At 70.8% G+C, this 18,940-nt stretch carries 25 protein-coding genes; 4 read left to right on the top strand and 21 right to left on the bottom strand.

The annotated features are described in order from the left end of the window. Positions 1-141 precede the first annotated feature (141 nt). Positions 142-819 (top strand): hypothetical protein, encoded by a 678-nt coding sequence (locus ACIQD7_RS34030; RefSeq protein WP_402447145.1) that lies wholly within the window; start codon positions 142-144, stop codon positions 817-819. Positions 820-961: 142 nt separating this feature from the next. Here ACIQD7_RS34030 and ACIQD7_RS34035 read toward each other — a convergent pair whose 3' ends face one another. From ACIQD7_RS34035 to ACIQD7_RS34125, 19 genes are all read right to left on the bottom strand, one after another. Continuing rightward, a complete protein-coding gene (locus ACIQD7_RS34035) occupies positions 962-1,438 on the bottom strand; it encodes a transcriptional regulator (protein WP_402447148.1) in 477 nt (158 codons plus the stop codon). 103 nt (positions 1,439-1,541) lie between these two features. Continuing rightward, the gene (locus ACIQD7_RS34040) at positions 1,542-2,243 is read right to left on the bottom strand and encodes a hypothetical protein (RefSeq protein ID WP_402447150.1); all 702 of its coding nucleotides are present in this window, start codon (positions 2,241-2,243) and stop codon (positions 1,542-1,544) included. 45 nt (positions 2,244-2,288) lie between these two features. Further along, entirely contained in the window at positions 2,289-2,741 is a 453-nt protein-coding gene (locus tag ACIQD7_RS34045) for a protein kilB (protein WP_402447153.1), read from the bottom strand. Between the two features lie 40 nt (positions 2,742-2,781). Continuing rightward, positions 2,782-3,072, bottom strand: a complete 291-nt coding sequence (locus ACIQD7_RS34050; RefSeq protein WP_121832203.1) for a hypothetical protein — start codon at positions 3,070-3,072, stop codon at positions 2,782-2,784. 198 nt (positions 3,073-3,270) lie between these two features. Further along, the gene (locus ACIQD7_RS34055) at positions 3,271-3,624 is read right to left on the bottom strand and encodes a hypothetical protein (protein WP_402447157.1); all 354 of its coding nucleotides are present in this window, start codon (positions 3,622-3,624) and stop codon (positions 3,271-3,273) included. A gap of 15 nt (positions 3,625-3,639) precedes the next feature. After that, entirely contained in the window at positions 3,640-3,870 is a 231-nt protein-coding gene (locus ACIQD7_RS34060) for a pRL2-19 (protein WP_402447160.1), read from the bottom strand. Beyond that, positions 3,870-4,307: a hypothetical protein gene (locus tag ACIQD7_RS34065; RefSeq protein WP_121832196.1), complete on the bottom strand. Its 438-nt coding sequence runs from the start codon at positions 4,305-4,307 to the stop codon at positions 3,870-3,872. Before ACIQD7_RS34065 ends, ACIQD7_RS34060 begins: the two co-directional genes overlap by 1 nt. Then, on the bottom strand, positions 4,304-4,726 hold the full coding sequence (locus ACIQD7_RS34070) for a hypothetical protein (RefSeq protein ID WP_402447164.1): 423 nt from the start codon (positions 4,724-4,726) through the stop codon (positions 4,304-4,306). Before ACIQD7_RS34070 ends, ACIQD7_RS34065 begins: the two co-directional genes overlap by 4 nt. Before the next feature lie 19 nt (positions 4,727-4,745). Continuing rightward, positions 4,746-5,186, bottom strand: coding sequence for an RRQRL motif-containing zinc-binding protein (locus ACIQD7_RS34075; protein WP_402447167.1), 441 nt, complete (start codon positions 5,184-5,186; stop codon positions 4,746-4,748). 110 nt (positions 5,187-5,296) lie between these two features. Beyond that, on the bottom strand, positions 5,297-5,647 hold the full coding sequence (locus ACIQD7_RS34080; RefSeq protein ID WP_121832193.1) for a hypothetical protein: 351 nt from the start codon (positions 5,645-5,647) through the stop codon (positions 5,297-5,299). A gap of 186 nt (positions 5,648-5,833) precedes the next feature. Further along, positions 5,834-6,562 (bottom strand): hypothetical protein, encoded by a 729-nt coding sequence (locus ACIQD7_RS34085; RefSeq protein ID WP_121832190.1) that lies wholly within the window; start codon positions 6,560-6,562, stop codon positions 5,834-5,836. Positions 6,563-6,630: 68 nt separating this feature from the next. Further along, the gene (locus ACIQD7_RS34090; RefSeq protein WP_402447171.1) at positions 6,631-6,987 is read right to left on the bottom strand and encodes a hypothetical protein; all 357 of its coding nucleotides are present in this window, start codon (positions 6,985-6,987) and stop codon (positions 6,631-6,633) included. Between the two features lie 60 nt (positions 6,988-7,047). Then, positions 7,048-8,988 (bottom strand): pRL2-11, encoded by a 1,941-nt coding sequence (locus tag ACIQD7_RS34095; protein ID WP_402447173.1) that lies wholly within the window; start codon positions 8,986-8,988, stop codon positions 7,048-7,050. A gap of 236 nt (positions 8,989-9,224) precedes the next feature. After that, positions 9,225-10,328, bottom strand: coding sequence for a DUF2637 domain-containing protein (locus ACIQD7_RS34100; protein WP_402447176.1), 1,104 nt, complete (start codon positions 10,326-10,328; stop codon positions 9,225-9,227). Then, positions 10,325-10,744, bottom strand: coding sequence for a hypothetical protein (locus ACIQD7_RS34105; protein WP_402447179.1), 420 nt, complete (start codon positions 10,742-10,744; stop codon positions 10,325-10,327). Before ACIQD7_RS34105 ends, ACIQD7_RS34100 begins: the two co-directional genes overlap by 4 nt. Before the next feature lie 81 nt (positions 10,745-10,825). Further along, the gene (locus tag ACIQD7_RS34110; protein WP_121832182.1) at positions 10,826-10,990 is read right to left on the bottom strand and encodes a pRL2-8; all 165 of its coding nucleotides are present in this window, start codon (positions 10,988-10,990) and stop codon (positions 10,826-10,828) included. Next, a complete protein-coding gene (locus ACIQD7_RS34115; protein WP_402447181.1) occupies positions 10,990-11,307 on the bottom strand; it encodes a hypothetical protein in 318 nt (105 codons plus the stop codon). The genes ACIQD7_RS34110 and ACIQD7_RS34115 overlap by 1 nt, the downstream gene beginning before the upstream one ends. Next, positions 11,304-11,444, bottom strand: a complete 141-nt coding sequence (locus ACIQD7_RS34120) for a hypothetical protein (protein ID WP_402447184.1) — start codon at positions 11,442-11,444, stop codon at positions 11,304-11,306. Before ACIQD7_RS34120 ends, ACIQD7_RS34115 begins: the two co-directional genes overlap by 4 nt. Before the next feature lie 5 nt (positions 11,445-11,449). After that, positions 11,450-11,971 (bottom strand): RNA polymerase sigma factor, encoded by a 522-nt coding sequence (locus tag ACIQD7_RS34125; protein ID WP_402447187.1) that lies wholly within the window; start codon positions 11,969-11,971, stop codon positions 11,450-11,452. A gap of 187 nt (positions 11,972-12,158) precedes the next feature. Here ACIQD7_RS34125 and ACIQD7_RS34130 point away from each other — a divergent pair, with 187 nt between their 5' ends. The 3 genes from ACIQD7_RS34130 to ACIQD7_RS34140 all read left to right on the top strand — a co-directional run bounded on the left by ACIQD7_RS34130 (position 12,159) and on the right by ACIQD7_RS34140 (position 17,203). Continuing rightward, entirely contained in the window at positions 12,159-12,896 is a 738-nt protein-coding gene (locus ACIQD7_RS34130; RefSeq protein ID WP_402447189.1) for a GntR family transcriptional regulator, read from the top strand. A gap of 352 nt (positions 12,897-13,248) precedes the next feature. After that, positions 13,249-16,548, top strand: a complete 3,300-nt coding sequence (locus ACIQD7_RS34135; RefSeq protein WP_402447191.1) for a DUF927 domain-containing protein — start codon at positions 13,249-13,251, stop codon at positions 16,546-16,548. A gap of 1 nt (position 16,549) precedes the next feature. Beyond that, entirely contained in the window at positions 16,550-17,203 is a 654-nt protein-coding gene (locus tag ACIQD7_RS34140; protein WP_402447193.1) for a helix-turn-helix domain-containing protein, read from the top strand. Positions 17,204-17,379: 176 nt separating this feature from the next. Here the strand turns inward: ACIQD7_RS34140 and ACIQD7_RS34145 are convergent, their stop codons facing one another. Both ACIQD7_RS34145 and ACIQD7_RS34150 read right to left on the bottom strand, forming a co-directional pair. After that, the gene (locus tag ACIQD7_RS34145) at positions 17,380-17,682 is read right to left on the bottom strand and encodes a hypothetical protein (protein WP_011475427.1); all 303 of its coding nucleotides are present in this window, start codon (positions 17,680-17,682) and stop codon (positions 17,380-17,382) included. Next, positions 17,679-18,419 (bottom strand): division plane positioning ATPase MipZ, encoded by a 741-nt coding sequence (locus tag ACIQD7_RS34150; RefSeq protein ID WP_402447197.1) that lies wholly within the window; start codon positions 18,417-18,419, stop codon positions 17,679-17,681. The genes ACIQD7_RS34145 and ACIQD7_RS34150 overlap by 4 nt, the downstream gene beginning before the upstream one ends. Positions 18,420-18,940: the final 521 nt, after the last annotated feature.

Raw genomic sequence — 18,940 nt, forward strand, 5'->3', positions numbered from 1 at the left:
CCACCCGCCCGGTCGCGGGTCGAAGGTCGGCGGCCTGACCCGGCGGACCGGCGGGGGAGCCTCAGAGGTCTTTAATCTGCTCTGATTGACCGCGAAACCGCAGCTCAAGCCGCACTTTCGGATGTGGCTACACTCTCCCGCATGTCTCGATCGTTCGTCGTCGCCGTGAACCCGGCGGACCTGGTGACCCTGGAAGCAGCGGTCACGGCTGGCCGTGAGGCCGAGGAAGCGTGGCTGAAGGGCGCGCGGGAGCGGGAGGGCATCCCGGGCCTTCGCGGCCGGCGCCTGAGCCGGGCGCGGGAGCGCGTGCGGACCGAGCGGGCACGGCTCCGGGAGTCCGGGAAGCTGGCCGGGACGGTGGATCTCGTGGTGACCCGGGCGGTCCGTGCGGAGCTGCGGAGCCGCGGAATGGACCGCGACTGGGACCCGCTCCCCGTGCACGCGGCGTCCGCTCCGGGGCGGCCCGTGGGGGCCGGGAACAACCGGGAGGGCACCGACGGAGAGGGCCGGACGCTGCTGACCGCCAGGGTCACGGTGAAGCTCCCGGACGACCTGGCGGAGCGGCTGGTGCGCGGGTGCTACTGGACGAGCGCCCCGGCGGTGAAGGCCCTGTGGGAGTGGGCGGAGCGGTGGGGCGACGGGCCGATCGGGAAGCTGAAGGACGCGGCGCGGTCCGGGGCTCCGGCCGGGCTGGCGATGATGGCGGCGGCCTTCGCGGAGCGGGCGCCGGCCGACGCGCTGCGGGAGCGGGACAGGCTTCGAGCCGAGATCGTGACGACCGGGGACGTGCTGCGGGCGGCGGTCCGCCGGGCGCGCTGAGGCCCTGTACGGCCCTGTGAGGGCCTGGGGCGGGCCGGTTGGTCCCGGACAGCCAGAACGGCCCCTCACGGGCGTGTGAGGGGCCGTTCTGGCTTTTCGGGGGGCACGGAGACTCCGTGCCTTCCGTGTGTTCAGTGCCGGTCTACAGGGCCGCGATCAGCAGGGCCGCGACGCCCAGCCACAGGATGTGCCAGCTCTGATCGAGGGCGTAGGCGCCGGTGCCCAGCGTCGGGGCGTAGCCGCCCTCAGCCGTGACCGGGTGGGTCGGGTGCGTGGGGGTGCCGAGGCTGTAGAACTCGCCCTTGCCGCACCGGTCGGCCAGGCGGGCGAGCGTGGTTCGGCGGTCCGCCCAGAAGTGGCTGGCGGCGTCCAGGCCGAGGCCGACCGCCAGGCCGAGGGCGGTCACCTCCAGGTCGAGGACGAGCACGAGCGGGACCAGGACGACGAGCTTGGTCGCGGTGAGGCCGAGGACGTGCCGGCCGCACGCGAGCCTCCCGGGCCAGCCGGGCAGGCCCTTGGTCGCGGCCTGGCAGGACGACTGGACCCAGTGGTCCCCGACGCTGTGGGCGATGTAGAGGCCGACGAACACGGCGGCGAAGACGGCGGCGGCGTGGTTCATGATGGGGTCCTTCCCCTGGTGTGAGCCGGGCGGGAGAGGCGGGGGGCGGTCCGGTCGGTTGGCACTGGCGGGCCGCCCCCGCCGTACGTTCAGTTCCGTACGTTCAGTTCTTGCGCTCCGCGTTCAGCAGCTCGTGCGGCTCGAAGCCGAGGAAGTCCGCGAAGGTCTCGTGCTCCTTGCCGCTGAGGCCACGGACGGTCACCTGTCCGTCGCTGGCCTCCGAGACGACGCGGCCGGTCTTGCCGATCAGGTCGGTGCGGTCCGCCAGCAGGCCGGAGACGCCCACGACGCGGACCTTCTGGCCGATGTAGAAGTCCCCGTCCGCGACCGGGGTCCCGGGCTTGTAGGGGTCCTCGATGCGGCCCTTGTCCTCCGGGCCTCCGTCCTCTGCCCACTGCTCCCAGGTGCTGGGCATGGCGGCCAGCAGGGTCTCGCGGCGGTACTGCGCGGTGCTGCGGCTGACGTCCATCGCGTGGGCCAGGTCCTGGACCGTGCCGCCGGAGCGGGCGTGAGCGCGGACCACGGCGTCCCGGATGCCCTCCAGGCGCCGGATCAGCCGGTTGTCCAGGTCGTTGATCGGCGTGTACCAGTCGTTCGGCCCGGCGAAGTAGGGCTCACCGGCCGTGCTGCGGCCGGAGCGGAGCAGGGCCATCGCCCACAGCGCGGAGTGGAACCAGTCGGCCATCGTCCCGGCCTCGGAGCCGATCGCCTTCGCCTGGGAGGGGCTGAGGCTGATGGTGATGTCCACGCCACCGAGGCGGGCGTCGTCGCCGTACGTGAAGCCGATCGGGTCGATGTTCGTCACGGTGTTCTTCTCCTTCAGGGGCGGGTCGGGTGGAAAGGCCGGCGGTCAGGCGAAGTGCCGGGCGGCCGTGGTCGTGAAGTGGTCGGCGGCCGTGATGGCGGCCTCCCGGAGGGTGTTGAGCGTGTCGAGGTCGGCGGCGTTGCGCAGTGCGTAGGAGGCGCGGGCGGCGTCTTCGGCGGCCTGGCCCAGGGCCGGGGCCAGGATCGAGACCAGCACCTTGGGGGCCTCGATGGCGGAGCGGGTGGCGTGGGATTCGGCGCGGGCCGCGGCGATGCGGTCGGCGTCGGCGTCGGTCAGGCGCAGCTCCTCGCGGACGGCCATCGCGCGGCGGTGGGCGGCCACGGCGGAGGCGAAGGCGGTGACGGCCTCCAGCTCCCGGGCCTGGCGCTGGTCTTCGCGGGCGGCGTCGCGGGTGGCGCGGGCGCTGCGGTTCTGGAGGAGTCCGGCGACGAGCGCGCCGAGCAGGGTTCCGGCGACGGCGATCACGGTGCTGAGCATGGGTCCCCCCTTGGGTCCGTGGTGCGGTGGCTGGTGCGGGTCAGGCGGCGGGCTTGAGCCGGACGCCGGCGGGGTGGAGCAGGGCCGCGCCGAGGACGGCGACCAGGGCGCCCGCCAGCAGTAGGGCGGTCTGGAGGACGACGGCGGTCCCGGAGCGGCCGACGAGCTTGGCGAAGGTGGCGACGGTCGCGGCGTAGATCACGCCCGCCAGGGTCAGCGTCGCCGTGGTGGTCGCGCCGTGGTCGAGGGCGAAGAAGCCGGTGAGGGCGGCCATGATCAGGCCGCAGACGGCGAAGAGGCCCAGCAGTGCGGCGTTGGCCTTCGCTTCCATGTGACGCTCCCCTGTCGTCTGGGATTTGTACGGGACTTCGTACAAGGAAGACTGTACGGACTCCCGTACAAGCGCGTCAAGCGGTCCCCGAAGATTCTTTGCACTGGTCAGCAGACACGGAAGGCACTGCATCCACTGAACGCACTGAAGGCCCCGCCCGGGGTGGGCAGGGCCTTCAGTGGTCGTACGGCGTGCGCGTCAGTCGGCGGCCGGCTCCTGGTCGTCCGGCTCGATGCCGAGGGCGTACGCCTCAGCCAGGGCCGCGCAGCGCAGATCGTCTTCGCTGGCCGACTCCTCTTCGACCACCGACGTCATCCACTCCCCGATCTCGTTCGGGTGCCAGCGCGGCAGGTCCGCCGGGATCTCCACCGTGGTCACGCCCTGGCGCAGCGCCTCGAACTCCTCCGGGGTGCTGATGTACCTGCCGGACGAGAGGATGGCCGCCCGCCAGGTCCCGTTGAGGGGCCGACCGTCGCGGCCGGCCTTCTCCCGGATGGCTTCGAGCAGGGCCGGTTCGGCGGGGGCGGCGCTGCTGCTGTGCTCGTCAATCATGTGGTGCCTCTCGGGTCAGTAGGTGGTCATCCCGGCCTGGTCGACGTCGGGCCGGGGGTGGACGGTGATCCGCACGGTGCCGTCCTGCTGCGGTTCCATGCCGACCGCATGGAAGGCTCCGTCCCGGCCTCCCAGGGCGTCCGGCTCGAAGGCCGAGGCGGGGAGGTCGATCGAGCCGCCGTGGTGCATGAGGATGGCGACGAGCATCGCGTGCGACATGTCGGCGGGGCTCGGGTTGGCGCCCATCACTCGTACGCCGGTCCGTCGAGCTGCTCAACGTGCAGCCGCACCCCGGGGTTCTCCTTCTGGGTGCGAAGGGCGTCCTGGACGATGCCGTTCAGGGAGCCGGGGCCGCCGTTGGTGCCGAAGCTCAGCAGCTCCCCCGTGGCGGCGTTGTAGATCCGGTAGTGGAGGTCGACGTCCGAGACAGGGCGGCGGTCGGGGAGCTGCTTGCCCTTCCAGGTGTCAGGCACGGGGGTGTTCTCCTTGGAGTCCTCGAGGCGGAAGCGGGCGGTCGTCACGAGCTGGCGCGTGCCGGTGTAGACGGCCAGGGCCACGGCGGTGAGCGCCATGAGGTCGACGGGGAGCGGGTAGTGCCCGCCCCTCCAGGCGTAGAGGCCGGCCGCGACGGCGACGGCCAGGAGCACGGGCGCGGCCGGGTGCTCGAACCAGCGGCGGGTCATGCGGCCGGACCCTCGGGCGCCGGCGGAAGCGGCGGCTTCCAGGGCGGGACGGTGAGCCAGTGGTGGTACTCCTGGCGGACGTAGCCGCGGGGGTCGTCGTTCCACTGGTCGGCGTACGGCGGGATCACGCCCTCGAAGGTGGCGCCGGGACCGAGACCCTGCCCGGTGTCGAACTCTTTCAGCTCCAGGGCGGCCTTCAGCGCGTCGCCGTTCGCCTCCGGGTCGGCCAGAGCGAGACGGTCGATCAGGGCGGCTTCGCGCAGCAGGACTTCGCGGATCTCGTTGACGCTGGCGGGCGGGTAGTACGAGGGGCGGTCGGGTCCCAGTTCGCGGCGCAGCCGGAGCAGGGCGACGGTCTCCCGTGCGATCGGCGGGGCTTCGGCGTAGGCGTCGCGGGCGCCCCTGATCGGGGTGGTCATCGGTGTGTCTCCCATCGGGTCAGGCCGCCATCATCGGCGGCCGGGTCGGTTGGTCGGGCGGGTTCTGGTCAGGTGCCTCCGGACGGGCGGCGCCGGTGTCGCACGCCTTGCAGCCGTAGGCCCGGCAGGTGCAGTGCGTGCAGTGGCCCACGGAAGGCGGGATGAACTCCTCTCGGAGCCAGCCGCACTGGGGGCAGGTCATGCGGGCCGCAAGCATCGCGGCGACCGAGCGCCAGCGGCCGGGGGTCATCGGGCGGACCGGGGCGGCCTTGCTGGCGTCGTACAGGTACGCGTACTGCCAGCCACGGCGCCAGTAGCGGATCTGTGCGACGGGATCGTGGCCGTTGGGCCGTAGGCCGCGCGTGCGGAGCTGGCGGCGGGTCAGCAGCCCTTCCGGCGCGCAGCGCTTGGGGTAGGTCGGGATGCCGCCGGGTCCGGTCTCGTACTCTTCGCCGTGCACCGGAGCGTTCTCCTTCGGTGTCGGGCTCCCCGGGTGATGGGCTCACCAGGGGGAGCGGCCCGGCGGGCCGGGGGCGGTTGCTTCGTCCCCGGCCCGCGTCGGCCGGCGCTTCAGCCGCGGGCGCGGCGGCGGTACGCCTGGGTGGTCAGGCGCTCCATGCGGGCGATGTAGCGGCGGGCCTGCCACCACGTCTCCAGTTCGGCCACGGTGTCGTCGGGCTCGGAGTACAGGCCGCCCTTGACGAGCCAGCAGGGCTGGCCTTCCTCGGAGTCGACGCCCCGGGCGATCCACCAGCCGGAGCGGCTGGTGCGCCGGACGTACAGGTCCACCAGGGCGATCAGCAGCAGGGCGGCGGCCCACCAGCGGGCGGGGACGTCGCCCCAGAGGTGCTGGACGACCAGGATCGTGCTGCCCGTGAGCAGGCCGAGGACTACGGCGCGGACGTCACCTTTGGTGATCATGGAACCTCCACAGAGGGTTTGTACGGGAGTCCGTACAAGGAAGACTGTACGGACTCCCGTACAAGCGGGTCAAGCGGTTCGGGAACATCGGTCGTGTTCAACAGGCACGGAAGGCACTGCATCCACGGAAAGCACTGAGGCCCCGCCCGGAGTCGGGCGGGGCCTCAGTCGTGCCGGACCCGGCCGTCAGCGGGTCACGAGCTGGCGCGCTTCGTCGTCGGTGACGAACGCGGTGCGCACCGCGCGGGGGCCGTCGTAGTCCGCGAACTCCCCGCCCCCGGGTCCGGCCGGCACCGCGACGCGCGGCCCGGCGCCCAGCAGCTCCCCGCGCACGCGGTTGCCGTGCGGGCCGAGGGCGAGCACGGCCGAGCAGTCGTGGATGGGCCGCAGGGTGCGGGAGGCTCCGGGGCTGGCCGAGGCGGCCAGGTGGTACCCGGCGGCGCGGCCGAGGAAGGCCACCCGCTCCAGCGCGGCCAGGGCCGAGCCGCGGTCGGGGCCGAGGCCGACCACGGTCTTCCGCAGCCGCTCCAGGCCGTCCACGACCAGCAGGCGGCGGGTCTCCGGGGCGCGGCCGTCCAGCTCCTCCAGCCGGATCTCCATGCCGGTCACGAAGTCGGTGACGGCCTGGGCGATGTCCTCGGGGTCGCGGTGGACGCGAAGGCCGGCGCTCTCCAGGCTCCGGAAGGCGATGCGCTTGAAGTCGATGATCTGGACGTCGATTCCGTGGCGGGCGGTGTGCGCGGCGACAAAACGCAGCGCGGACGTCGCGCCGAATCCGGTGGGCGCGGTGACGAGCAGGTGCGGGGTCACCTCCAGGTCGATATTGCGGGGGCGGTCGGTGGCCGGGTCGACGAGCAGCGGAACGAGGGTGGCGCGGCCGGTGTCGGTGTAGCGGTCGTACGAAACGGTGGTCATGTGCTTCTCCTTCGAGAGGTATTCGGGCGGTCCGGGTGAACGTCTCACCCGGACCGGACAGGACGACTTCAGACGAGCGACTTGGCCCAGCGGGTGAATACGCCCCACCTGTTCTTCGCGGCTCCGCTCCAGGCCGCGAATTCCTTCGAGGCCCGGAACAGGGCGCCGCCGATGAAGGTGTAGACCCAGAACGCGCCCCACCACGGAATGGACGACTCGTGAAGGGCGAGCAGCAGCCGCACGATGATGTTCAGGGCGTTGTATGCGGCGAATGCCAGCAGGAAGCAGGCCGATCCGATGAGCGCGGTCGGGGTCCACTTCGGGAGTTTGGCCCAGGCGGGCATCCAGGACTTCCGGCCGTTCTCTTCTTCGTCGTCTTTCGAGAGGGAAACCGGTACGGGAATCTCGGCGTTATTCGCGGTCATTGCGGAGCCTTTCCAGGGGGCGGGGGCCGGTGGGAAACCGGCCCCCGGGGCGGTCGTCGGTCAGTCTTCCTGCTCTGCGGTCTGCCCGGCCTTCGGGCGGTTGCGCTCCCAGCGCTTCAGCTCAGACGGGCGGTAGAGCTTTCCGCGCGTCTTCGCGTCCTTTCCGACCGAAGCCGGGAATTCCTTTCCGCGTGCCTTGTCGTTGGCTTCCTTCCGGAGCACGGAAAGGCTGACCGAGACGATTTCCTGGTCCACGGCCTGCTTCAGCGTGACCGGGACGTCGGTGTCCTCGGCGGCCTCGGCGGCCTCCGTCAGCGGCTCCGCGAACAGGGCCTCCATGTCCTCCTTGAAGCCCTCGGCGTCCTCCCGGACCTTGGGTCCGCGGCCCTGGGCCGGGATGGCCGGCAGGGGCTCTGTCACAGCCTCGGCTGTGACGTTCACAGCGTCCTGTCCCAGGTGGGCGGGGGTGGTGTGACCCTGAGACGTTGTGACGGAGCGGCCCAGCTCCGCCCAGGCGCGGGCCTCGTCGGGGGTAAAGAAGACCACCTGGGTCTCGTTGGCGACACCGCCCAGGACGACCTGGGCGCGGCCCGTGTGGCGGGTCGACTTGGGTGCGGGCTGGACCTCGGGGACGAGCATGTTCCAGGCGTTCCGGGTGTAGCGCGCGAGAATGCGGGTGGCGAAGTTCTCGCGCATTTCCGGGCCACCGAGGGCGTTCGCCGTGGCCGACTGGGCGACCATGAGAACGTGCATCTTGACCGCACGGCCCATGAACAGGATCTCTCCCAGCGCGTCAATTGCCGGGGATTCCTTGGGGTCGGCGGGGCCTTCCTCGTCTGCCTTTGTCTTGCGGACGGAAGCCCAATACCGCTTCAGCTTTCCGATGGTCGCGTTGGCTTCCTCCAGGAGAATTGCCATGCGCGGGCCGACCGGGGCGTCCTTCTCGTCGCCTTCCCAGGCGTCCACGATGCGGTTACGGCGCTCTCCCTCTTCTCCGAGAGCCACCAGCGCATCGTGAATGTCCTCGATTTCCCGGTGATAGGCGACACCGGAAAGGCCGCGCACCCACTTGTGCGAGTGCCGCTTGCGGTCGAGAACTGCGCCTTCCGCCCCGTTCCTCAGAAGCTGGGCGAAGATGGCGCGGAGAATGACGGACTTACCGCCACCCGTTCCGGCCGATACGAGAACGTGCGGGGATTCCGCGTCGAGGTCGACGGAAATCGCGCGGTTGCGGTGCGAAAGGCCGATGAGCGGGGCCGATTCCGGCATTCCCTCCACGATCTTGCGGACTTCCGGGTCCGAGAACAGCACCTTGGAGGGCGGGCGCGGCGACTGCTTCACGATGACGTGGTGGTTCTTGCCCTCGATCTGCCAGGAGAACGTGACGTCCTGCAACGCCAGCTTGTTCGTGACCACGGTCTTGACCAGGGACTTCACGTCGTCCTGGCCCGCGAAGTCGGCGGGCAGCTCGATGCGGATCGCATCCCCGGTGATCTGGTCGTAGTCGACGGGGACGGTGATGTACCGGGACGGCTTCGTGCCCTCGGGGTAGCCCAGCTTCTCCCGCAGCGCGACGTGCAGCGGCCATACCCAGTCGCGCTGGTGGCGCCAGGTCACGGCCCCGTCCATGAGCCGGTAGCCGACCCAGGCCGTAGCGGCCGACCCGGCCGTGAAACCGCCGGCCTGGAGGACTTCCAGGGTCATGGTCGGGTCCTGGGAGTAGGCGTAGCCAGTGCCGCCCACAGCCGCGCTCCCGGCCCAGCGGAAGCCCGCGCGCTCCAGGCGGGCCAGGTAGTCCCAGCGGTGCGCCTGGCGGCCGTCCTCGCGCTCCGTACGGGTTCCGCGGTGCGTCCAGGTGGCGTCCGTACGGGGCTTGCCGTCCATCGGCGAGCCGGACAGGAAGCGCCAGGCCGTCCGGGGCAGACCCACGGCCAGCGCACCCAGCGCCTCTTCGATTTCGCGGTTCGTGTCGCTCTGCGGCTTCGAGTTGCGTGCCATCATCTGCTTGCTGACTCCTGTTCCCTGCTGGATTCGAAGGAGTTGGCGTTCTGGTCTGCGGACCGGAGGGGCCGTGCCCGTTGCGAGCGGGCACGGTCCCGTGAACCCCCGTAACTCCGGTGGTGCGCCTTTCAATTCCTACTACGAGCCACTGACATTTCCCGAACGGTTTCCCGTGGGACGGGAAGTGAGGGGCTTTCAGAAAGGGGGGAGATTTCTCCTCCCTTTCCAATTTCGGGTTACAGGTACTGGCCCGTTCCGGCCGGGGCCGGGGTCTTGGGGACCTGGCGGCGGATCTCGCGCTTGACCGTCTCCGGGCTCACCTGCTTGCCCAGGACGGCGGGCACGGTGGCGATCAGGGTCGCGGTGTCGGTGACGCCCTGGGCCTTCAGCTCCCGGACGGCTCCGGCGACGGTGGACGCCTTCACCAGGGCCGCCGGGTTGTCCGCCGACTTGTCCGCCGTGTCCGCCGACTTGTCCGCCGTGTCCGCCGACTTGTCCGCCGGGGCGGGCACGTCCGGGGTGTCCAGCGGCAGGCCGACGGCGGTCAGCACCCGCTCACGGGCGGTCTCGGGGCGGACGTCCGTCGTGTCCGGGCGGGCAACCGGCTCGTCCGCCGGGGCCTTGAACAGCGGGTTTCCGACCGCCGGGCGGTGCCCGCCGTTGTCCGGGCGGACGGCGGCGGGGGTCTCAGCGGGGGCGGCGGACACCGGGGCGGGGGCGGCGGACAGGGCCGGGGTCTCGTCCGCCGGGGCGGCGGACACGGCAACCGGAGCGGCGGCGGCGACGGCGGCGGGGGCGGTGTGCTCGTCCTCGCGGATCACGTCGTACAGGTCCGCCGGGCCGGTGGGGATCTGCGTCGCCGGGGCGATGCGCACCCACACGTCGCGCTTCAGGGCGGCCTTCGCGTCGCGGAAGAACATGACCCAGATCAGGCCGGTCATCGAGCGGTGGCGCAGCTCGAAGGCGATCTCGAAGGCCAGCGGCGCGGCACCGAGGACGACGGCGGTCGTCCAGCCGCCGATCTCCTGGCCGTGCGCGGCGTTGACGACGGACGACGCGATCAGCGCGAGCATCATCACCAGCCGGGCGCCGAACGCCTTGTGGGGCTCGGTCCGGCGCTCGTAGACCTGGAGGGCGGCCAGCAGAGCCAGGCCGTCGAAGACGCCGACGCCGAAGATGGCGACGGGCTTCGGGGCGCCGGCGCCCATGAGCAGGGTGGCCAGCGACCAGCCGGACAGGACGAACGAGGCGAGCGCGAGCGCGCCCACGATCACGTCGTTGACGGTGCTGGAGGCCGTGCGGGCGGGCTTCTCGGGCATGTCGGGGACGTACACGGTCACTTCTCCTTGCGGGGGTTGGTGAAGCTCTTGACCTTCGAGACGAGCCACCCGGCCGCGACCAGCGCGCCGATGGTGGTCAGGCCGATCGGGACGGCGTTCGCGCCAATCGCGCCGATCAGGCCCATGAGGGTGCCGCCGCAGATGACGACCACTCCGGCGATGCAGCCGCACAGGACGACGGCGACGACCAGGAGCAGCACGACGTTCACCACCAGCTCCCGCTGGGCGGGGCTCATGGACGACTGCTCGGGGAGCTGCACGACGATCTGCGCGGGGGCCGGGGGCTGGCCGACCGTGTAGTGGTACGGCACTCCCTCGCGGTACTCGACGGCCGGCGGGCGGTGGTGCGCGGGCACGGCCGTGTTCGGCACGGCCGGGTAGTGCTGCTGGGCCTGGAACGGCTCGGGCACGGTCACGGGGTGGGCCTCTCGTCTCGGGGGCCGGGGCCACGGGTGGTGGCCCCGGCGGAACGATGGATCAGGAAGCGGACAGGTCCGTCAGCGGACGATCAGGTGCGCGGGGTGGCCCTTCATGTGGGCCACGCACTCCGGGCAGTCCTCACGCGGACCGAGGTGCGCGTGCTGCGCGCGGCTGTCGTAGGCGTGAAGCCAGCACTGGCGGCACTCGCCCTTCGGCGGGTTCAGCGCCCTCTCGCTCGGCATCAGAACCAGCCCTTGGCCTTGCGCGCGGCCTTGTCCGCGGCGGCCTTGTTCACGGCCGTCTGGTGCTCGGTCTGGAGGGCGGACAGCTCCGCGCTCAGCCGGGCCTCGATCGAGGACTTCAGGGCGTCCAGCTTGCGGTCGGCCTTCGCCGTGCTCTTGCCGCGCACGACCTTGTAGGAGCCGCCCGCCAGGGCGGTGACGACCTGGCGCTTCTCCGAGGCGGTCAGGGGCCACATCTCGCCCTTGCGGGCGGCTTCGAGCTTCGCCGTGGCCTGCTGGACGGCGCGGTCCAGGCGGCGGATGGTCGCGGTGCTCACTTCTGTCCTCCGATCCCGGCCTTCGCGGCGGCGGCGCGCTGGAGAGCGGCGGCGGCCTCGGAGGCGCGGCGGGCGGCTTCGGCAGCGGCTTCCGCTGCCTGGCGGGCGGCTTCGGCCTGGGCGCTCGTGTCGGTCACGGCGATCACCCGGCCAGCGCGAGAGAGCGACGGAGGCGACGGGCGCCGGCGTGCTTGCGCTTCCAGACGGCCGTCTCGGAGCGGCCCAGCCGCTGCGCGATCCGGCGGTCGGACAGGCCCTGGGCCTTCAGCTTGAAGACGGCGGCCTGGTGCGGGGTGAGCAGGTCGAACGCTTCGACGTCGGCGGCGGTGTCGGCGGCCGGCGCGGCGGGGAGCGGGCGGGACGCCACGGCGTCCGTCCAGTCCCGGGCCTGCTCGCTCTGGCGCTTCGGCCGGTAGAAGTCGATGGCCACGGTGCGGACGGCGGAGGCGAGCCACGGCATGGCGCGCTCGTCGTCGGCACGGAGGGTCGAGATCGCCCGGCAGACCTTCAGCCAGGTCTCGGCGGCGATGTCGTCGGCGTCCTGGGGACGCTTCGCCCAGCGGGCGGCCAGGGCCAGCACCGGGCGGGAGTAGAGGCGGAACAGCCGGTCAAGGCGTTCCGCAGAGTCTGCGGTGAGCGGCGAAGCGTCGATACGATTCGACACAGGATCAACCCCTGTTCAGGCAGGTGGTTAGGTCTCAGGCCCTGGTCCGGAGGTGAGATGCCGGACCGGGGCCGCGTTCTGATAGTGCTAGAACACGTCGTGTGTGTCAACAACTAGAACGCGAGTCGATCAGCCGGTAGCATGTGCGTCGTAGTGGTCTAGAACGCCAACCCCAGGAGGGACGGACATGTCTCCGCGGATCGAGCGCACCCCGCCGTACATGCAGGTGGTGCAGCACTTCAAGCAGCAGATCTTGAGCGGGGAGCTCAAGGACGGGGATCGCCTCCCCGCAGTCCGGCAGATCGCTGAAGACTGGAATCTCGCGCACGCCACGGCCGCAAAGGTGCTGGCCACCCTGCGGGGGGACAACCTGGCCGTCACCATGCCGGGCGTCGGGACGATCGTTCAGAAGGTCCACCGAGGGGCCGCCGACCGCGCCCTTCGGATGCTGACCACGGGGAAGATCTACGCCCCCGATGAGTACGCGGTCATCACGGCGGCCGGGCTGGCTCCGGCTCCCGCGCACGTCGCGGAACTGCTCGGCATCGAGGAAGGCGCCCAGGCCGTTCGGCGTGAGCGAGTCACCCACGACCAGAGCGGCCCGGTCTCCGCGTCCGTCTCCTGGTTCGCGGCCGAGATGGCGGAGCTGGCGCCGGCGCTTCTGTCGACCGAGCGCATCCGCGGCGGCACCCCGTCCGCCATTGAGGCGGCGACCGGTCGGCGTACCCATGTCGTAGACGAGCGGAAGACCGTTGGTACTGCGAACGAGGAACAGGCCCAAGCCCTGGGCATCGAAGTTGGCTCACCCGTGCTGATCGGCCGGAACACCTACCGCGACGCGGAGGGGGAGCCGATCGAGGTCGGGGAGTCCGTGGCCGGTCCGAACCGCTGGTTCTTCAACCAGTACGAGGTGGCTGGCGACTGAGGAAGTGGTGTCCCTACCGCGCGTAGGGGTGTCCGCTACCCGTCGTAAGCTGCACACAAGACACGAACAAGATCCGTAAACACAAGAAAAGCCGCGAGCCCCACCCGGGTTCTCGATCAGGGGTCGAAGCCTGAAAGAGAGTCGAAGTCCCGAAGAAGGGCGCGCGGCGACCAGACAAGGTCTGCTCCCGAGTGTAGGGCAGGGCCGGGGAGATTTCTCCTCCCCCTCCCTTGACGATCACTCCCACGGGCGGACCGGGAACCGAAGAGGTGAACGGGTGCCCCCCCCGGCACGACAGAACCAGACCCAGACGACGGACCGCCCCCAGGGAAGGCCCGGACCGTCCATCCCCATGAGCAGCGGCTCATGGGCGTACTCGATCGGCGCGGGCTCGTACCCGCGCGGCGTGTACCTGCTCAGCCGTGGCGATGACGCCCGCTGGGAACTGGTCGCGCCCCTCCCCTATGTCCTCGAAGTCGTGCTGCGGCGCGGCGGTGACCGGAAGATCACCATTCGTGAGTTCCGGCTGTCCGCTGACGCCGCCGGCACCATGACGATCCTCTGCAACCGCGACGGCCTGAAGACGGGAATCTGGATGGAGCAGCTGGACTTCGGCTTCGCGCCCCTGGACGACAAGGTCGTGAAGGCCGCCGGTACCGCGATCTCGAAGCTGGCCGAGGACGCCCCGCGCGTCGAGGCCGTACCGAGCTGGACCGCTGACGGCCTCCAGCTCCCGCCCGGCGACGTCGGCCCGTACGGGTACGGCGACACCTGCGGGAGTGAGGAGCAGGCCCGGGAGATCTGGGACCGGGCCGGGACGATCCTCGGTGAGGAGGGCAACGAGAACGGCGCCCTGTTCATGGGCGTCGCCATCGGCGGCCTGTTCCTGGCCCCGTTCAAGCTCCAGTGCTTCATCTGCCACACCTGCGGCGGGTCCTCCGGCGGCAAGTCCTCGATCATGAAGCTGACCGTGAGCGCCTTCGGGCGGGTCGAGGACGTCATGGGCAACTGGAACCTGGCCAAGGTCGGCAACAGCGAAGACCTGCTGCGCCTCGGGTGCCTGACCAACTTCCGCGACGAGATCGGCATGATGGGCCGCCTCACCCCGCGCGAGGCTGAGCAGATCATCTTCCAGCTCACCGAGGGTGCCCAGCGCACCCGCGCACGGCAGAAGGGCGGCGGCACCGACCGGACCGCGAAGTACAAGGGCGTCATCATGTCGTCCGGCAATGACTCCCTGCTGGGCATGGCCACCGAACAGGAGGGCCTGAACGTCCGCGTCCTGGAGCTTCCGAACCAGATGACGGCCAACGCGGAGACGTCGGACGAGCTGGCCCGGCTCGCGGATCTCGCCTACGGGTGGCCGCTGAAGTGGATGCGCGAAGACGTCACCCTGGAAGGAGCCTGGGAGGAGATCGCCAAGGCCCGGCGGGACCTGGGCGTGGACCGGGTGACCGGGCCGGACGCCCGGATCGGGCGCAACGTCGCTATCGGTGTGGCCGGGGCCGCCCTGTTCGAGCAGATCACCCGCACCGAGGGTGCCCGCGCGAACGCCCTGAAGGCCGGGCTGGCCCTGTTCCAGCAGCAGGTCACCGAGATGCGCGAGACGTCCATGAAGCAGGGTGACAAGCTGCTGGCGGTCATCTCCGAGACCTTCGCGTCGAAGCCCTCCCTGTTCCCCTCGAAGACCGCGTACACCAGCGCGGCCCTGGGACCGAACGCCCTGGAAACGGTCTCCGAGGCGTACGGGTGCGTCTACGACGAAGACGGGGAGCGCCGGATCGCGGTGTTCTCCAACAAGCTGAAGGCCATCTGCGCGGCGGCGGACATCGTCTCGCCGCGCACCGGTCTGCGGGACCTGCGCCGTGACGGCCTGCTGGTGCTCGAAGAGTCCAACTCCCGCCAGGGCCTGACCAAGCGCGAGTGGCTGGGCGACTCGATCGGGTACGTGTACTGCTACGTCATCCGGCGCCTGAAGGACCAGGAGCCGGAGACGTTCGCCGCTGGACCCGGCGACGTCGCGGAAGACCTGCCGCTGGCTCCGATGCCGACGCTGGACGAGCACCTGCGGACCCCGGCCGCGCCGCGCACGGCGGTCGAGGACGCGGGGCCGGCCACCGTGGCGAAGGCGGTCGTGCCGGGCCAGTCGGTCCCGGCCTCCGTCGTCCAGGAGCAGCCGGAGCCGTCCCCCGCGGCTGCTGCTCCGGCCCCGGCTCGGCGTTCTGCGCCCGCGACGGTGGGCGTGTGGGCGGCCTCGAACGGCTACCTGATGGAGGCCGCCGGGTCCGGCTCGGTGGCGCTGGAGGGTGAGGCGGCGACGTCGCTCCCGGCGATGCTGGCGCTGCTGCGGTCGGTGGCCACGACCGAGGACGTCACGGTCGTCATCGGCCCGGAGCTGCGCGCCGCGTACGGCCTGGCGGACGAGTGCTGGCCGCGCGTGAAGGGCTCGGTGTGGGACCGGCAGTCCCGCAAGGCCGACCGGGAGGCCGCTGAGGCGTTCCAGGTGCCCTGGAAGCCGGTGGTCGAGGCCGGGTGGCACCAGCCGTTCCGGGTCGGGGAGCCGCCGCACATCATGCCGATGAGCGTCCTCCAGCACGCGCAGCACCCGGGCATGACGCGGGTCCTGGTCGCGGAGTGGCTGACGGAGGGGACGTTCCCGCGCGACGTCGACGAGCCGGAGCTGCCCGGCGCGTTCGAGCTGGCCTACCGGCTGCACCGGTTCACGGAGCTGACGGGCTGGACGTTCAGCGTCAGTGCGGCACGGACGGCACTGAACGCACTGAAGGGGATGCTGAAGTCCCCGACCGTGCGCCGCAAGCCGCGGTTCGTTGCCGACTCCAGCCGGTGGCCGTCGTACGACTACCTCAACACCTGGTCGCGGGAGCTGACCGAGGACGAGCGCGCGATGCGCCACGTGCACGGCTACGACGGGAACAAGAACTACCTGCCCGCCTACAGCGAAGCCCTGGTGGCGGTGAACGAGCTGGAGCGGGTCATGTACCCGGAGTTCGACCCGAAGATGGCCGGCCTCTGGCTCATCACCGTGCCGACCTGGCCGCACAAGCTGCTCCCGGCCCCGGTCGTGCACGCCGCCTCCGGCTCGAAGACCTGGGTGACCACGGCGATCATCCGGCTCTACGCCGAAGCCGGGATCGAGGTCGAGATCCAGGAAGCCTGGATTGCCCAGGGCACCCAGTACAAGGCGTTCCGCGACTTCAAGGAGATCGTCCACAAGGCGTTCAAGGAGCTGGAGGCGGGCGCGCTGGACGACTCCCGCAAGCCCGTCGACCCGGAGGAGCGGGCCGTCTACAACGCGCTCAAGGGCACGTTCCGCACCCTGCACGGCAAGCTCCAGGACGGCACCCAGAAGACGATCGCGCGGCCCGACTGGGGCTACGCGATCCGGGACGCGGCCTGGACCGGCATCCTGCGCAAGGCGTACAAGGCGGGCGGGGTGATCCCGCTCAGCAAGGACAACCGGCCGACCGAGAACCCGCGCTTCCCGGTGAAGCTGGACCTGGACGAGCTGATCTACCTGTCCGACGCCGACACCCACGACCAGGACGTCCCGGCCGGGCTCGTCCTCGGCACCGGCCTGGGCCAGTTCAAGGCGAAGACGAACGTGACCGTTGACGAGTGGATGGGGGCCTGACATGCCGAAGGGGACGCCCGAAGAGGGCGAAGAGAAGCTGCGGGACAAGCTGATCCGCAAGCTCACCGGCCGCGCTCCGGGCGCGATCGAGCGGGAGCAGAAGAAGTCCCTGCCCGACCGCCTGAAGTGGCTGGAGAAGAAGCACAAGGGCTCCGACAAGGACGCGGCGAAGGCCGCCGGGATCTCCCTGACGACCTGGCGGCGGTGGCGCTCGGGCAAGCAGAAGCCGAAGGCCGACAGCATCGGGAAGCTGGACAAGGCCACCCGGGACGCCCTGGTGCCCAAGGGCCGCCGCAAGCGGATCTCGGAGTCCACCAACAAGGGCGGCGGGACGTACGCCGCCGCGCCGACCGGTGGGGCGCAGATGAGTGCCTGGGTCACGATCAGTTCCGACTCGCGGCCCCGGGATCTCAACCTGGGTGGCAACCTCCCGCCGGGGCGGCTCGATCAGGTCGTGAACGCCTACGTGGAGAAGGGGGAGGCTGCGGCGGTCGAGGAGCTGAAGAAGGCGATCGGGGAGTACCTGCACGTCGACCCCGACGTGATCCACATCCACGACGTGACCGGCCTGGACTGGGGTCCGCTCCGGGAGCCGAAGGACTCCGGCGACGACGCCGGATCGGGCGGCACCGACGAACAGGGCGAGATCTTCTAGCAGGCACTACAGTGGCCCCGCCGGAGCTTCCGGCGGGGCCACTTGCGCGTTCGGCCGGCGCTTTGGCCGGGTGTCACGCTCCCCTGTCACGCTCACTGTCACGCCGGGTGTCACGCACCCTCTGACCTGGGAAAACCCCTGTCTACGGGACAACGCCTGGAGCGTGACAGTCTCGGTCAGAGCTGTTCGGCTCGCTCGGTCAGGATCTCCTTCACCCGCTCGGCGACGCTCGTGTCCTTGGGGTCCGTCAGCAGCTCCCCGAGGATGCGCAGCACGGGCGCCAGGGCGACTTCCGGCAGGCCGGTGTCGACGGCCGCGCCGTTGCACCAGCGCTTCAGCTCGGCGTGCTGCTTGGGCTTCAGGTCGAGGGTGACGCGGATCGGCTCGGTGCGCACCCGGGCCTTCGAGGCGTCGGGAGCCTTCGGGACCTTCTTCGTCCGGTCTGCGGCGGCTCCGTAGCGGTTGCGTCGCGTGCTCATCGGGCGGCCTCGTCGGTGTGGGCGCCGGCGCTCTGCTGGCTCGGGAGCCGTACCTCGTCGGTGTAGGGGCGGGCCAGCAGCTCCTTCAGCACCCGCTCGTACGCCGTGCCCATCGCCCGGACCCTGCTCCCGCCGCTCTGGCGGTAGAGGTTGTCGTTGTGCGGGACCTGGGCCGTCAGCGTCTCGTAGCCGCGCCCGGCCAGGGCTTCGCGGACGTCGGCGTCCGGGCCGTTCTTCGTCGCCTTCTTGGTGTTGGTGCGCGTCAGCAGGACCACCACGTCGGCGCGCGGCCGGCCTGCTCGCTCGCGCAGCTCCTGGGCGTCCTCGAGGAAGTCGCCCAGGACGTCCTTGCCGTTGTCGTTGTCGTCCGCGAACATGCGGTCCACTTCCACGACGGACGGTGCCAGGGGCATGATCCAGCGGTCCGCGTAGATCATGGCGCCCCGGGCGATGGCCGCGTGGTCCTCGATCTGCGGGGTGTCGATGAGGACCGCCCCGCGGCCGTCCTCCAGGTCCGGCAGGGTCTTGTCCAGGCTCCGGCTGGTCTTGCTGACGACCGGGTACGGCATCCCGCCCGCCAGCTCGTCCCAGCGGTGGCAGGTCTGTCCCTTGTCCGCGTCGACCAGCAGCGGCGACAGGTCCCGCTCGTAGAGGGCCTGGCCCAGGAAGATTCCGGACGTCGACCTGCCGACTCCGGGCTTGACGCTGATCAGCGCCCACCTATGGATTCTCGTCATGGCACGGAAGGTACTGCACGCACTGATGATCAGTGCCCGCCCCGCCCGGTTCTCCCCCGATCGAGGCCGCGCCCGGCGGCCGGCCACCCCGGCCGGGGAGGGCTCACGTTCAGTTCGGGGCCGGTCCGTACGTTCAGTTCCGCTCACGTTCAGTTGGGTCCGCGCCGTGCGTTCAGTTGGCACGGGAGAACTGAACATGAGCGTTTCCCCAGGTCAGAGGCGGTTTTGGTGGGGCGCGTGCTCAGTTCTGCGTTCAGTTCGGCGGATCTCACGTTCAGTTGGTCCCGGCAAACTGAACGTACCTGTTTCCACAGGTCAGAGGCGGTTTTGGTGGCCCGTACGTTCAGTACGTTCAGTTTTTGGGCCAGCGGACCCATGTTCACAGAGTTCCCGACAGTCGTGGGCGCCTCGTTGGCCCTGGGCCGCCGGGCCGGACGAGAGGCCGGCCGTTCGGCCTCAGTGGTGGGGGGGGAGAGTGTCGCGGTCATTCTGACCAGATAAAGCAGCGACCGAGCGGGCGA

The sequence above is a fragment of the Streptomyces sp. NPDC093071 genome, from assembly GCF_044754545.1.
Taxonomy (GTDB): Bacteria; Actinomycetota; Actinomycetes; order Streptomycetales; family Streptomycetaceae; genus Streptomyces.